At 50.4% G+C, this 13219-nt stretch carries 12 protein-coding genes and 2 rRNA genes; 6 read left to right on the top strand and 8 right to left on the bottom strand.

Going from position 1 to position 13219, the window contains the following annotated elements:
• Positions 1-3: 3 nt before the first annotated feature.
• Together glnG and ABU190_RS20920 are read left to right on the top strand one after the other, a co-directional pair.
• Positions 4-1416: a nitrogen regulation protein NR(I) gene (glnG, locus tag ABU190_RS20925; protein WP_039077372.1), complete on the top strand. Its 1413-nt coding sequence runs from the start codon at positions 4-6 to the stop codon at positions 1414-1416.
• A gap of 109 nt (positions 1417-1525) precedes the next feature.
• Positions 1526-1648 carry a YshB family small membrane protein gene (locus ABU190_RS20920; RefSeq protein ID WP_139153727.1) on the top strand — a complete coding sequence of 41 codons (123 nt, stop codon included), beginning with the start codon at positions 1526-1528 and terminating at the stop codon, positions 1646-1648.
• A 75-nt stretch (positions 1649-1723) separates the two neighbouring features.
• On the opposite strand, the gene hemN is transcribed toward ABU190_RS20920, so the two are convergent.
• Positions 1724-3097, bottom strand: coding sequence for an oxygen-independent coproporphyrinogen III oxidase (gene hemN / locus ABU190_RS20915; RefSeq protein ID WP_354692287.1), 1374 nt, complete (start codon positions 3095-3097; stop codon positions 1724-1726).
• 185 nt (positions 3098-3282) lie between these two features.
• Entirely contained in the window at positions 3283-3795 is a 513-nt protein-coding gene (gene yihI / locus ABU190_RS20910) for a Der GTPase-activating protein YihI (RefSeq protein ID WP_354692286.1), read from the bottom strand.
• Between the two features lie 574 nt (positions 3796-4369).
• Between yihI and yihA the strand changes: the two genes are divergently transcribed.
• Entirely contained in the window at positions 4370-5002 is a 633-nt protein-coding gene (gene yihA / locus ABU190_RS20905; protein WP_354692342.1) for a ribosome biogenesis GTP-binding protein YihA/YsxC, read from the top strand.
• 297 nt (positions 5003-5299) lie between these two features.
• Here yihA and polA read toward each other — a convergent pair whose 3' ends face one another.
• Entirely contained in the window at positions 5300-8086 is a 2787-nt protein-coding gene (polA, locus tag ABU190_RS20900; protein ID WP_354692285.1) for a DNA polymerase I, read from the bottom strand.
• Between the two features lie 424 nt (positions 8087-8510).
• On the opposite strand from polA, the gene ABU190_RS20895 reads away from it, so the two are divergent.
• Positions 8511-9419 (top strand): acyltransferase, encoded by a 909-nt coding sequence (locus ABU190_RS20895; protein WP_354692284.1) that lies wholly within the window; start codon positions 8511-8513, stop codon positions 9417-9419.
• A gap of 15 nt (positions 9420-9434) precedes the next feature.
• Here the strand turns inward: ABU190_RS20895 and dsbA are convergent, their stop codons facing one another.
• The 3 genes from dsbA to ABU190_RS20880 all read right to left on the bottom strand — a co-directional run bounded on the left by dsbA (position 9435) and on the right by ABU190_RS20880 (position 11420).
• Positions 9435-10058, bottom strand: coding sequence for a thiol:disulfide interchange protein DsbA (gene dsbA, locus ABU190_RS20890; RefSeq protein WP_354692283.1), 624 nt, complete (start codon positions 10056-10058; stop codon positions 9435-9437).
• A gap of 29 nt (positions 10059-10087) precedes the next feature.
• Positions 10088-11074 carry a serine/threonine protein kinase gene (locus ABU190_RS20885; RefSeq protein WP_354692282.1) on the bottom strand — a complete coding sequence of 329 codons (987 nt, stop codon included), beginning with the start codon at positions 11072-11074 and terminating at the stop codon, positions 10088-10090.
• A 76-nt stretch (positions 11075-11150) separates the two neighbouring features.
• Positions 11151-11420 (bottom strand): YihD family protein, encoded by a 270-nt coding sequence (locus ABU190_RS20880; protein WP_039077379.1) that lies wholly within the window; start codon positions 11418-11420, stop codon positions 11151-11153.
• A gap of 69 nt (positions 11421-11489) precedes the next feature.
• On the opposite strand from ABU190_RS20880, the gene mobA reads away from it, so the two are divergent.
• Together mobA and mobB are read left to right on the top strand one after the other, a co-directional pair.
• A complete protein-coding gene (gene mobA / locus ABU190_RS20875; RefSeq protein ID WP_354692281.1) occupies positions 11490-12062 on the top strand; it encodes a molybdenum cofactor guanylyltransferase MobA in 573 nt (190 codons plus the stop codon).
• An 8-nt stretch (positions 12063-12070) separates the two neighbouring features.
• The gene (mobB, locus tag ABU190_RS20870; RefSeq protein ID WP_354692280.1) at positions 12071-12574 is read left to right on the top strand and encodes a molybdopterin-guanine dinucleotide biosynthesis protein MobB; all 504 of its coding nucleotides are present in this window, start codon (positions 12071-12073) and stop codon (positions 12572-12574) included.
• Positions 12575-12808: 234 nt separating this feature from the next.
• Here mobB and rrf read toward each other — a convergent pair.
• Positions 12809-12924, bottom strand: a 5S ribosomal RNA gene (gene rrf, locus ABU190_RS20865).
• 195 nt (positions 12925-13119) lie between these two features.
• Positions 13120-13219, bottom strand: a 23S ribosomal RNA gene (locus ABU190_RS20860); the annotation flags it as partial.

Here is a 13219-nt window from a genome sequence, read left to right as displayed (position 1 = left end):
TTTATGCAACGAGGGATAGTCTGGATCGTTGATGACGATAGCTCCATCCGTTGGGTGCTTGAACGCGCGCTCACCGGGGCTGGCTTGAGCTGTACAACGTTTGAAAATGCAAATGAAGTGCTTGATGCGCTTACCACCAAAACGCCGGACGTACTGCTGTCAGATATTCGCATGCCCGGTATGGACGGTCTTGCCCTATTAAAGCAAATCAAACAGCGCCATCCGATGCTTCCGGTCATCATTATGACCGCGCATTCCGATCTGGATGCGGCAGTCAGCGCGTATCAGCAAGGGGCGTTTGATTACCTGCCAAAACCATTTGATATTGACGAAGCGGTGGCGCTGGTTGAGCGCGCCATCAGCCATTATCAGGAACAGCAGCAACCGCGTAATGTGCAGGTAAGTGGGCCAACCACCGATATTATTGGTGAAGCGCCAGCCATGCAGGATGTCTTTCGCATCATTGGCCGGCTGTCGCGCTCGTCTATTAGCGTATTGATTAACGGTGAGTCCGGTACCGGTAAAGAGCTGGTCGCCCACGCGCTGCATCGCCATAGTCCGCGGGTGAAAGCACCTTTTATTGCGCTGAACATGGCGGCCATCCCAAAAGATTTGATTGAATCCGAACTGTTTGGCCACGAGAAAGGGGCGTTTACCGGCGCCAATACCATTCGTCAGGGGCGTTTCGAACAGGCCGATGGCGGTACGCTGTTTCTCGATGAAATCGGTGATATGCCACTGGATGTACAGACCCGCTTGCTGCGCGTTCTAGCCGATGGACAGTTCTATCGTGTTGGTGGCTATGCGCCGGTGAAGGTCGATGTTCGGATCATCGCCGCAACGCACCAAAACCTGGAAATGCGGGTGCAGGAAGGAAAATTCCGCGAGGATTTATTCCACCGCCTGAACGTTATCCGCGTGCACCTTCCGCCGCTGCGTGAACGTCGCGAAGATATTCCCCGCCTGGCGCGCCATTTTCTTCAGGTCGCCGCACGCGAACTGGGTGTGGAAGCGAAGCAGTTGCATCCGGAAACTGAAGCGGCACTCACTCGCCTGGCCTGGCCGGGTAACGTGCGCCAACTGGAGAACACCTGCCGCTGGTTAACCGTGATGGCTGCCGGGCAGGAAGTCCTGATTCAGGATTTACCGGCTGAATTGTTTGAAACCACGATCCCGGAAAGCAGCACGGGACAGTCGCTGCCGGATAGCTGGGCAACGCTGTTGGCGCAATGGGCAGACAGAGCGCTACGTTCCGGTCATCAAAACCTGCTTTCCGAAGCACAACCAGAGATGGAACGGACCTTGTTGACCACTGCATTACGTCACACGCAGGGGCACAAACAAGAAGCAGCACGCTTGCTGGGTTGGGGACGTAACACCCTGACGCGTAAGCTGAAAGAGCTGGGGATGGAGTAGTCATACAGCTAAATGTAAAGATTGAATAGCGAGCGCAAATTGCTGCAATTTTGCGCTTTACTGTTCCGATGAGTTCAGTATGATCTTGCCCGTCCACGGGGAGGTCATCATGCTGGAATCACTCATCAATATCGTGTCGAGCAGCGCAGGCGTTAGTGCCGCTGCCAGCCATACGCCACAAGCCGCCGTCGCTGCCGTATTGTGCGCCGCGCTGTTTGGGCTATTTAGCTAAAGCGCCAGCAGGCGCTTCGCTTATCAGGTCACGGTCTGATATCCCCGGCCAGCACATCGCCGCCGGGGAAACCGTTTAAATCACTCTTGAGAACTGCTGCATCCGCGCTTTCTGGCGCAGGTACACGTCAAAGCACATGCAGATGTTGCGAATTAATAAACGCCCTTTCGCCGTTACTTCAATACCCTGCTCGTTAATCTCCACCAGCCCATCATTCGCCAGTGGTTTTAGCAGTTTCAGGTCTTCGGCAAAGTAGTCGTTAAAGCGCAAATCCCATTGATTCTCAATGCTGCTGAAATCGAGACGGAAGTGGCAAATAAGCGCTTTAATCACATCACGGCGAATACAGTCATCACGGGTCAGCGAGATTCCCCGCCACAAGGCATTGCCGGTTTCGTCCACCTGTTGGTAATACGCTTTTAACTCTTTCTGATTCTGCGCGTAACTGTCGCCAATCATACTGATGGCCGATACGCCCATCCCCAACAGATCGGTATCACCCTGGGTGGTGTAGCCCTGGAAGTTACGGTGGAGGACACCATCGCGCTGAGCCACCGCCAGTTCGTCATCGGGGCGGGCAAAGTGGTCCATGCCGATGAACTGATAACCCGCATCAGTCAGCGAGACAATGGTCTGCTGCAGGATATCCAGCTTTTGTTGAGCGGACGGCAGATCCGCGTCTTTGATTTTACGCTGGGCCGCAAACAGGGTGGGAAGATGTGCGTAGTTAAACACGCTCAGGCGGTCCGGGCTCAGCTCAGCCACCCGACTCAGGGTAAAAGCAAAACTTTCCGGTGTCTGTTTTGGCAAACCATAAATCAAATCAATATTGGTCGAGGTGAAGCCAATGTCGCGCGCACGTTTAATCAGCGCAAAGATGAAGGCCTCGTCTTGCTCACGGTTAACCAGCCGCTGGACCTCTTTATTAAAGTCCTGCACGCCCATGCTCAGGCGGTTAAAGCCCTCCGATCGTAAATGATCAAGGACATCCAGCTCAATTTCACGCGGATCAACTTCAATGGAGATTTCCGAATTGGCCTCGAATTGAAAATGACCACGCAGTAAGCTCATCAGGCGGCTAATTTGCACCTTATTCAGGTAGGTTGGCGTACCACCACCCCAGTGAAGCTGGCTGACACGACGGTCACTGAACAGCGGCGCACGGTGGATAATCTCTTGTTCCAGGGCATCCAGATATTGGTCAGCTTTATGCTGCTGGCGCGTAACAATCTTATTGCAGCCGCAGAAATAACAAAGCTTATGGCAAAACGGAATGTGCACATACAGTGACAACGGCCGCCCTGGATAACGTGCGACGGCACTACGGAAATTTTCTTCGCCATAGTCAGCGGAAAATTCCAGTGCGGTAGGGTATGACGTGTAGCGCGGCCCGGAATAGTTATATTTCTGGATAAGGGCCAGATCCCAGTCAATTCGTTGCTCAGACATGCTCACTCCTTCCGATAACGCCGCTGGCGGGTACGGCGGCCCGGCCTGACCTCATTTCGGGTCATAAGCCGGTTGCGCAGCCACAGTTTGCGCCGCGACAACCGCTGTAGTTTAACGAATAACCACACCAGATAACATATAACCGGAAGGGTTATAAGCAGGACAGTCAGGCCCATACCTGACCGTTAATTGCCGCCTTTGAGTAGGCGCATCATATCTTCCCGGCCTTCTTCCTCTTCTTCTTCGTCATCGTCGTAGGAGAGGCCCAGTTGCTGCATTAATTCATCAATGCGGTCAAGTTTAGCGTCAACCCAGCTTTGCTCTTCAGCGCTCAGGGTTTCGCCCTCTTCAAGTCGTTCCAGCAGCGCGTCCAGGCGCTCATCGTTCTCCAGCAGATCCAGTTCAGCTTGCGGTGAAAGCATAGGTTTCTCGCTCTTTGGTTTGTGCTGCTTTTTGACCTGGGGCTCAGTCGCACCCAGTGGAATCGGTTTCTTGCTGCCAATACGCGGATCGGCCTGAGAAGCGCCTTTTCCTGAGCCAGAAGACGCGCTCGCACCGCTTGCACGGCTGCCAGCCGCATTGCCACGGTGCTTTTTATCGCGCTTACGGTCACGCCCTTCCTGGTTGAGTTCTTCACGTGATTTACGGTGCGCTTTGCCAGGTGTTTTGCCGCGCGGAGTGGTTGAAGGTTTTTTCATGATAATCGGCTTAGATGGTTTTATTCAGTATAGAATTGCGGCGGAATCTAGCAGAAAGCAAGCAAAGAAAAAAGGCGACAGAGTAATCTGTCGCCTTTTTTTCTGACCCTCAACCCTCAATGGGTACAACATTCCCTGTTTGCTTACAACACACCCTGTTTTTCCCTTAGCATGTCACGTTCCGTGTTGTGGTCCTTTTATTCCCTTTTAAGACTGTCATCCGGACAGTTTCCTGGTCTTCGCCTCCTGGCGCTCCTGACCCCTCATCCTTAAGTCTTCATCCCGCAGGCTTCCTCGCCTTTACAAATACTTTACCTGCTTAATTTAAACTCACAAGTAACAAAACGCCCCAAAAACACAAATTCAGAAAATTCTCTAATAACAAAACCTTTTTATTCATTAACTTACATTTTTATGACCCTGCAATTTCTCTGAAAATTCGCATAAGCTTTATGGCAAATATCCTACAAACGACAGGGGTATTCTCTGGCAGATGTCCGTTGACGAGAAAAACAGTCTTTTACGTGGGTTCAGGTATAATCCCCCCATGCCCGAGATTACGGAGACGACCATTTTGACTAACTGGAACTACCAACAGACGCATTTTGTCACCAGTGCGCCTGATATTCGCCACTTACCCGCCGACACCGGTATAGAAGTGGCTTTTGCCGGCCGCTCCAATGCAGGGAAATCCAGCGCACTTAACACGCTGACAAATCAGAAAAGCCTGGCTCGTACATCCAAAACACCCGGACGTACGCAGCTGATTAACCTGTTCGAAGTGGCCGAAGGCAAACGCCTGGTGGACTTACCGGGTTATGGTTACGCAGAAGTGCCAGAAGAGATGAAACTCAAGTGGCAGCGTGCCTTAGGGGAATATCTTGAGAAGCGCCAGTGCCTGCAGGGTCTGGTTGTACTGATGGATATCCGTCATCCGCTTAAAGATCTCGATCAGCAGATGATCCAGTGGGCGGTCGAGAGCAATGTGCAGATTCTGGTGTTGTTGACGAAAGCAGACAAGCTCGCCAGCGGTGCACGTAAGGCGCAGCTTAATATGGTGCGCGAAGCAGTGGTTGCCTTTAATGGTGACGTGCAGGTTGAAGCGTTTTCGTCATTGAAGAAGCAGGGCGTAGATAAATTGCGCGAGAAGCTGGATAACTGGTTTAACACCATTGCGCCGATTACCGAGCAATCCACCGAAGAATGACCCTTAAGCGCGGCATCCGTTCGCGCTTTTTCTTTCGCCCAATAAAAAACGCCCCAGTCATTTCTGACTGGGGCGGCTAAATATTCAGCCAAATCCGATTACGTGAAGTAAAAGGTCTGAAAGATAGAACATCTTACCTCTGTACCCTACGTGTTTAACTCTACTCCCTTTTCGTTTTCGCACAAAGCACTTTTTGTAGTTTTTTTTCAACCTTTACATAGGGAATTCTAATGATCGTCACAAAATGTACTGGTTATGTTGCTTACTTACAGAAAAAGAAGCTTATGTGACCAGTACTTAGTGCGCTTGATCCCAGTTTTGCCCACTGCCGACTTCCACCAGCAGCGGCACATCCAGTTTGGTACTGCTTTCCATCAACTCGTGGATCTTTTGCGATACCGCATCCACATCGTCTTTATGCACTTCAAATACCAGTTCATCGTGTACCTGCATGATCATTTTCACGCGCGGTTTTTCCGTTTGCAGCCACGCATCAACAGCGATCATTGCGCGTTTGATAATGTCTGCTGCCGTGCCCTGCATGGGCGCATTGATAGCCGCACGCTCTGCACCGGCCCGACGCGCTGCGTTGCTGGATTTGATGTCCGGCAGATAGAGACGACGCCCTTCCAGGGTTTCAACATAGCCCTGCTCTTTCGCCTGTGCGCGGGTGCGCTCCATATAATCCAGTACACCCGGATAGCGTTCGAAGTAGAGATCCATATACTTCTGCGACTCTTTACGCGGGATATTGAGCTGGCGGGATAAACCAAACGCGCTCATGCCATAAATCAGACCGAAGTTGATAGCTTTCGCGCTGCGTCGCTGTTCGTTCGACACACTTTCCAGCGGTAAACCAAACACTTCGGCCGCCGTTGCACGGTGGATATCCTTCCCTTCGGCAAAGGCAGAGAGCAGGCCTTTATCCCGCGACAGATGCGCCATAATGCGCAATTCTATTTGCGAGTAGTCAGCGGAAACAATGACGTAGTCTTTTGGCGCGATAAACGCCTGGCGAATACGTCGGCCTTCCTCATTGCGCACTGGAATGTTTTGTAAGTTGGGATCGGTGGAGGACAGACGCCCGGTCGCCGTGACGGCCTGGTGATAGGAAGTGTGTACCCGCCCGGTCTTTGGATTAATCATCAGCGGCAGCTTATCGGTGTAAGTCGATTTCAGTTTCGACAAACCACGGTGCTCAAGAATGACTTTGGGCAAAGGGTAATCCAGCGCCAGCTCTTCCAGAACTTCCTCGGAGGTTGACGGTGCGCCGCCCGGAGTCTTCTTCAGCGGTTTGATGCCCTGCTTTTCAAAGAGAATCGACTGCAGTTGTTTGGTTGAAGAAAGGTTAAAAGGCTCGCCTGCGATTTCATGGGCTTTCTTCTCTAATTCCGCCAGACGCAGGGCAATTTCTTCCGAATGTTTGTGCAGCACCGCAGGATCGATATTAACGCCATTACGCTCTATGCGGGAAAGCACCGGTACCAGAGGGATCTCTATGTTCTGGAAGATATTTAAAGGGCCAGCATTCTTTTGCAATTCCGGCCACATCTTCAGGTGCAGTTGCAGCGTGACGTCCGCATCTTCCGCAGCATAACGCCCGGCCTGCTCAAGATCGATCTGATTAAAGGTCAGTTGGTTTTTGCCTTTACCCGCAATCTCTTCAAATGTAATGGTTTTATGCTTTAACCAGCGATCAGACAGGCTGTCCATATCATGACGACCGGCGACGCTATCCAGCGTGTAGGATTCCAGCATGGTGTCAAAGGCAATGCCGCGCAGCTCAATGCCATAATTCTGCAAAATGCCACGGTCATATTTGAGGTTCTGACCTACTTTTTGGACCTTCTCATCTTCAAGCAGGTCTTTCAGTAATTCGAGCGCCCGATCGCGCGAAATCTGGGCTGGTGCATCCAGGTAATCATGCGCGACAGGAACATAAGCGGCTACACCAGGTTCGGTTGCAAACGAGAGCCCCACCAGATTAGCGCTGATGTTATCCAGACTGTCCGTTTCGGTATCGAAGGCAAACACTGAAGCTTTTTTGAGTTTCGCAATCCACTCGTTTAACACGTCCTCATCAAGGATGGTGACGTAGTTATCAAACGACAGGACCGCAGCAGACACTTCGGCCTCAGCTTCAACGACAACCGTCTCTTGCGGCTTCGTGGCCGGTTTAGCACCTTTTGCCTGGAGCCATTTACCGCCTTCCAGCTCCGTAATCCAGCGCTTAAATTCATATTTTTTAAATAGGTTGAGTAGCGTATCCGCTATCGGTTGTTGAACTTCCAACTGTTCGCAGGTCAGCTCCAGCTCAACATCCGTTTTAATGGTCGCCAGTTGATAAGAGAGGTAAGCCACCTCTTTATTTTGCTCCAGCTTCGCCGCCATATTTTTGGCGCCACGGAAAGAGAGTTCGGCAATCTTTTCCGGCTCGGCGTACAGCGTATCCAGGCCACCAAGCCCTTGTAATAACGCCTGTGCGGTTTTTTCGCCCACGCCCGGAACACCGGGAATGTTATCTGAAGAGTCGCCCATTAAAGCGAGGAAATCGATGATCAACCCCGGCGGCACGCCGTATTTGGTTACGACCTCTTCTGGCCCCAGGACAGTATTGGTCATGGTGTTGATAAGCGTAATGCCTGGCGTTACCAACTGAGCCATGTCTTTATCGCCGGTACTGATCAGGACCGGACGCCCTGCTTTTTCGGCTTCGCGCGCCAGCGTGCCAATAACATCGTCAGCCTCTACGCCCGAAACGGCCAGCAGCGGTAATCCCATCGCTTTGACCATTTCATGCAATGGCTCGATCTGCGCGCGCAGATCGTCCGGCATTGGCGGACGGTGAGATTTATAGTGCTCAAACAGTTCGTCACGGAACGTTTTGCCCTTCGCATCAAACACCACTGCGGCATGTGTCGGCTGATACTGCAGGATCAGACTGCGCAGCATATTCAGGACGCCGTACATAGCGCCAGTAGGCTCGCCTGCACTGTTAGTCAGCGGCGGAAACGCATGGTATGCGCGGTAGAGATAGGAAGAGCCGTCAACAAGGATAAGTGGGTTTTCTGGGATCTGAACCATGATGTCCGTGCCTGTTTATCAATTTATGGCTAAAGGATGCCACAGACGGGCGAAAACATCAGTTTTTCACCGCATTTGCCGAAAAAGATTTCACGATCTGCGGGATCGCTTCCTACGTCTTTCTGTGGATAAGTTTGTGAATTATTTCTTAAGGACTGGATTATTGTGCATTTTTTTCGATCGCAGAAAAGTAAGTATCCTTATTTTTCAATGCATTAAAAAAAGAGAAACGATCATTATTGCCTTTTGGCGACAATTTGCTCCATGTGGATATAAGAAAAAGTAATTTGATTTAGCACAACATCTTACGACCGCACACTAAGGCTAACCTTTACCCAATCATATGAGGTGTTTTCTGATAAGATCAGCGCCTTGCATGCGCCATGGTGTGCATGCTGTGATTAACCATTTGAATAAATTAACTATGTCGAGACTGCTCGCTGTATGCACTCTGGTATTGAGTGTCATACTCACCATCCTGGTGACTATATTCTGTTCTGTACCGATCATTATCGCCGGTATTATTAAGCTATTACTGCCGATTCCGGTACTGTGGCGCGCTATCTCTGCATTTTGTAATTTTATGATGTATTGCTGGTGTGAAGGACTGGCCTGGCTGCTGCATCTTAACCCGCATCTCCAGTGGGATATTGAAGGCCTGGAAGGGCTGAACAAAAAGAACTGGTACCTGCTTATCTGCAACCACCATAGCTGGGCAGATATCGTGGTGCTGTGCGTGCTTTTCCGCAAACATATCCCGATGAATAAGTACTTTCTTAAGCAACAGTTGGCCTGGGTTCCCTTTATTGGGCTGGCCTGCTGGGCGCTGGATATGCCGTTTATGCGTCGCTATTCGCGGGGTTACCTGATACGCCACCCCGAGCGTCGCGGTAAAGATGTAGAGACCACTCGCCGTTCCTGCGAGAAGTTTCGTCTCCATCCGACAACCATTGTGAATTTCGTTGAAGGTTCACGCTTTACCGATGAAAAACGTATCGAGACACGATCGGCATTCAATAACCTGCTCCCACCTAAAGCAGCAGGGATAGCGATGGCCCTCGGCGTTTTGGGCAAGCAATTCGATAAATTGCTTGATGTTACACTCTGCTATCCGGAAAACGACAAAAAACCGTTTTTTGATATGCTAAGCGGGAAGTTAACGCGCATTGTTGTTCGCGTAAATTTGTTATCGGTTAACGAAGATTTGCATGGCGACTACGTTAACGATAAGAACTTTAAGCGTGGTTTTCAGCAGTGGCTAAATGCGTTATGGAGCGAGAAAGACCAGCAAATTGACGCAATCAAACGTGGATATAACAACGCCGGTCAATGACCGGCGTTTATGGTACTACTTCTTCTCAACAAGGTATCGAACGGTGTCAGCATACTGCTGTACGAAGATATCCATGCTGCTGGTATCCATGCCTTGCATATTCAACTGATATTTGCCGTTAACATACATGGCCGGAACACCCTGTAACTGCAAGTCAGCAGCCGCTTTCTCTTGTTGAGCAACCAGTGATTTCACAACAAAGCTATTCCACGCCGCATCGTACTCTTCACCTTTAACGCCGGCTTTGATGAAGACATCACGGATATCAGCAACAGACTGAACGGTTTGCGTTTTCTGCACGGCCTCGAACATTGGTGCGGTGATTTTGTCTTCCACACCAAGAGCCATTGCAACAGCCCATGCCTGAGTCATCTCTTTGCCCAGCGGGCCAAGGAATTCAACATGGTATTTCGTCATTTTAGTGCCTTCCGGCAGCTTCTGTTTTACAGCATCCGCAACATGCCACACATGTTCAAAGTCGTAACAGTGCGGGCAATAGAATGAGAAAAACTCCAGGACTTGTGGTTCGCCAGCAATCGGTTTATCGAGCGTAATGTACTGTTTACCATCGGTAAATTGTGCTGCCGAAGCGCTAAAAGCCAGAATCATTCCTGCCAGCGCCAGCCAAATTTTCTTCATGATTAAATCTCTCCAGGATGTGTCACACATTAATAAATCGGCATTAATTGTAGAGGCGGTTCTTGCAATGCCTTTACCTGCCCAAGAAAAGTCGCAATCTGATCGCGCCAGTAATCCTCCCCAGTTAACCACGGGAAATTTTTGGGGAAAGCCGGATCATCCCAGCGACGGATAATCCACGCCAGATAGTAAACCAGGCGCATAGCGCGAAGCGGTTCAATAAGGCTCAATTCAGCCGTATCAAATTCGCAGAATTCTTCGTAGGCCTCGATAATCATCTCAAGCTGCATGCGCTGCTCGGCTTTATCGCCATGCAACAACATCCAGAGATCCTGAATCGCAGGGCCATTACGGGCGTCATCCAGATCCACAAACAGCGGGCCATCGCGCCAGAGTATATTCCCGGCATGACAGTCGCCATGTAAACGCAGATTGGTAAAACGATTATGCCAGTGCGCCATGACGGCTTCGATAAGCTGATCGGCGGCACGTAAGAAACTGTCTTTCAACGAGGCTGGGATAAGCGCGGAATCTTCAAAGACCTGACGAGGCTCAAGAAGATACTCCTTCACCCCCATATCCGGACGGTGGACGAATAGCGCCTTACGGCCGGTTTGATGCAGGCGACCAAGATAGCGGCCAACCCATTCCATTTGATCCAGATTATCCGCTTCGAACTGACGCCCCCCCACGCTCGGGAAAACCGCATAATAAAAACCCTGATGGGTCAGTAAGGTTTGATTGTCGAAGGCGAGCGGTGCGGCAACAGGAACTTCATCACCCAGAAGATCCAGCGCAAATCGATGTTCTTCCTGGATTTGTTCTGCGGACCAGCGTTCAGGACGGTAGAACTTCACCACATAACGGCGACGGTCTTCGTCCTGAAACTGGTAAACACGGTTCTCATAGCTGTTAAGAGGAGTAAGACCGGAGTCGACCCGAATTCCCCGCTCAAACAACGCATCCATGATCGTGTCAGGATGGAGAGTCTGGAAAGTAAAAGCGTTATGGTTCATCCCATTATCCGCAAATAAAGCCGAATGATTGAGGATATCATTTCACTGCGCTTTCGGTGGCTTCACTTACAAGCTTTTACTCTTTAATTACGCCACGCGCGCGGAGCAAAGCAGTTTTAAAATCTTCTTCGTAATCTTTCTTAATACCCGGAATTACCGCATCTTTATCTGAGTCACGCATTTTCAGGTGATAAATCAGAATGTCGTCACTTAAATCGGTAAGCTCTCCCTCATAACCTGATTCATTCGCCAGTTTCTGTAAAAATTGCATCAGACTTAATTCTGGTTCTTTCTGCCACGCAGGCTGGAGGAGTTCGATAACTTCATTCAGGCGTTTACATTTCATGGTGGTGCTCCTTACTCTTGGTACAGACACGTTATCAGGGTCAAACCCACAATAAAAGAGGCGATAAGGTTGATTAAAAAGGGTGTGGTAACAGGCGTGATACTCGCAGGCGGTAAAGCCTCGCGGATGGGAGGTCAGGATAAAGGATTACTGGCGCTAAAAGGAAAACCGTTGTGGGAATACGTCGCACACGCGATGGCGCCTCAGGTGGGGCACATTGTGATCAGTGCAAACCGTAATCTGGAAAGCTACCGGGCAAGCGGCTTACCCGTGTACCAGGATCAGATGGTTGATTTCCCCGGTCCACTGGCAGGTATGCTGTCTGTCATGCAGCAGTGTGAGAGCGAGTGGTTTCTGTTCTCTCCCTGCGACACACCTTACATTCCGGACAATCTGGTCGAGCGATTAAGTGCAGAGTGTAAGAACACAAATGCGGTATGGGTGCATGATGGTGAACGTGACCATCCAACTATTGCTCTGATAAACCGTATTAACGCGCCGCAACTGCAAGATTACCTTAACCGAGGAGAACGTCGGGTCATGGTTTTTATGCGTGAAGTCGGAGGACATTCCGTCGACTTTAGCGATGCAAAGGAAAGCTTTGTGAATGTGAATACACCAGAAGATCTGGCGCGCTGGTAGGAGAAAGTATGATACCCGCACTGGCTATTGCCGCCTGGAGTGGTACCGGGAAGACGACACTACTTAAAAAGCTAATTCCTGCATTATGCGAGCAAGGGATCCGCCCCGGTCTGATTAAGCATACCCATCATAACATGGATGTTGATAAGCCCGGGAAGGACAGTTACGAATTACGTAAAGCCGGTGCAGCACAAACGATTGTGGCCAGTTCGCAACGCTGGGCCTTAATGACCGAAACGCCGGATGAGCCGGAGCTGAATTTAGCGTATCTGGTTAGCCGAATGGATGCTTCTACGCTGGATCTGGTGCTCGTTGAGGGCTTTAAGCACGAAGCAGTCGCTAAGATCTTACTGTTTCGTCAGGGCTGCGGACACAGCGAAGAAGAACTTATTATCGATAAACATGTCATCGCTATCGCCAGTGATGTCCCGCTGACCGTGGATGTTCCGCTTTTAGATATCAATGATATAGCGCAGATTTCGTCATTTGTGATGCGCTGGTTAGGGCGATAAGGAAGGTTACCATCCGGAGGAAAAGTGTCTGGTAATAAATTTAAGCGCGGAAACGCAAAAAGCCCATCCGTGAGGATGGGCTTCTTACTTATTTGATGCCTGGCAGTTTATGAATCACGTTGTGATTCACCCTTCGGGCCGTTGCTGCGCAACGTTCAAAAGCGCTCGCTTTTGTCCTACTCTCTGTCGAGTAGCGAACTGCCCCGAAGACTGGTGCAGGTCTTTTAATTTGATGCCTGGCAGTTCCCTACTCTCACATGGGGAGACCCCACACTACCATCGGCGCTACGGCGTTTCACTTCTGAGTTCGGCATGGGGTCAGGTGGGACCACCGCGCTAAAGCCGCCAGGCAAATTCTTTGTGCTCGTCCTGTGTCTTTTGCGCTCATACTGCGTTGGCTGCTCTCGCGAGTGTCAGTCACATACTTTTGTATGCTCCTTCCATCGCCTCGTTTGCCGCCTTGTCTCAGCGCAAAATCCTTCGGACTCTGAATCTAAGCTGAATATTGTGTCTTCACAAATCCGCCAAAACATCTTCGGCGTTGTAAGGTTAAGCCTCACGGTTCATTAGTACCGGTTAGCTCAACGCATCGCTGCGCTTACACACCCGGCCTATCAACGTCGTCGTCTTCAACGTTCCTTTAGT

Origin of the sequence: Phytobacter sp. RSE-02, from assembly GCF_040578655.1 — a bacterium.
GTDB lineage: Bacteria > Pseudomonadota > Gammaproteobacteria > Enterobacterales > Enterobacteriaceae > Phytobacter > Phytobacter diazotrophicus.
Note: the sequence above shows the minus strand (reverse complement) of the source record. Positions and strands in the feature narration are given on the sequence as shown.

Coding starts and splice junctions, on each gene's coding strand:
- ABU190_RS20880 (WP_039077379.1), bottom strand. CDS start 11,420: ATGAAATGTAAACGCCTGAATGAAGTTATCGAACTCCTCCAGCCTGCG.
- glnG (WP_039077372.1), top strand. CDS start 4: ATGCAACGAGGGATAGTCTGGATCGTTGATGACGATAGCTCCATCCGT.
- ABU190_RS20895 (WP_354692284.1), top strand. CDS start 8,511: ATGTCGAGACTGCTCGCTGTATGCACTCTGGTATTGAGTGTCATACTC.
- ABU190_RS20920 (WP_139153727.1), top strand. CDS start 1,526: ATGCTGGAATCACTCATCAATATCGTGTCGAGCAGCGCAGGCGTTAGT.
- yihI (WP_354692286.1), bottom strand. CDS start 3,795: ATGAAAAAACCTTCAACCACTCCGCGCGGCAAAACACCTGGCAAAGCG.
- ABU190_RS20885 (WP_354692282.1), bottom strand. CDS start 11,074: ATGAACCATAACGCTTTTACTTTCCAGACTCTCCATCCTGACACGATC.
- dsbA (WP_354692283.1), bottom strand. CDS start 10,058: ATGAAGAAAATTTGGCTGGCGCTGGCAGGAATGATTCTGGCTTTTAGC.
- polA (WP_354692285.1), bottom strand. CDS start 8,086: ATGGTTCAGATCCCAGAAAACCCACTTATCCTTGTTGACGGCTCTTCC.
- mobB (WP_354692280.1), top strand. CDS start 12,071: ATGATACCCGCACTGGCTATTGCCGCCTGGAGTGGTACCGGGAAGACG.
- hemN (WP_354692287.1), bottom strand. CDS start 3,097: ATGTCTGAGCAACGAATTGACTGGGATCTGGCCCTTATCCAGAAATAT.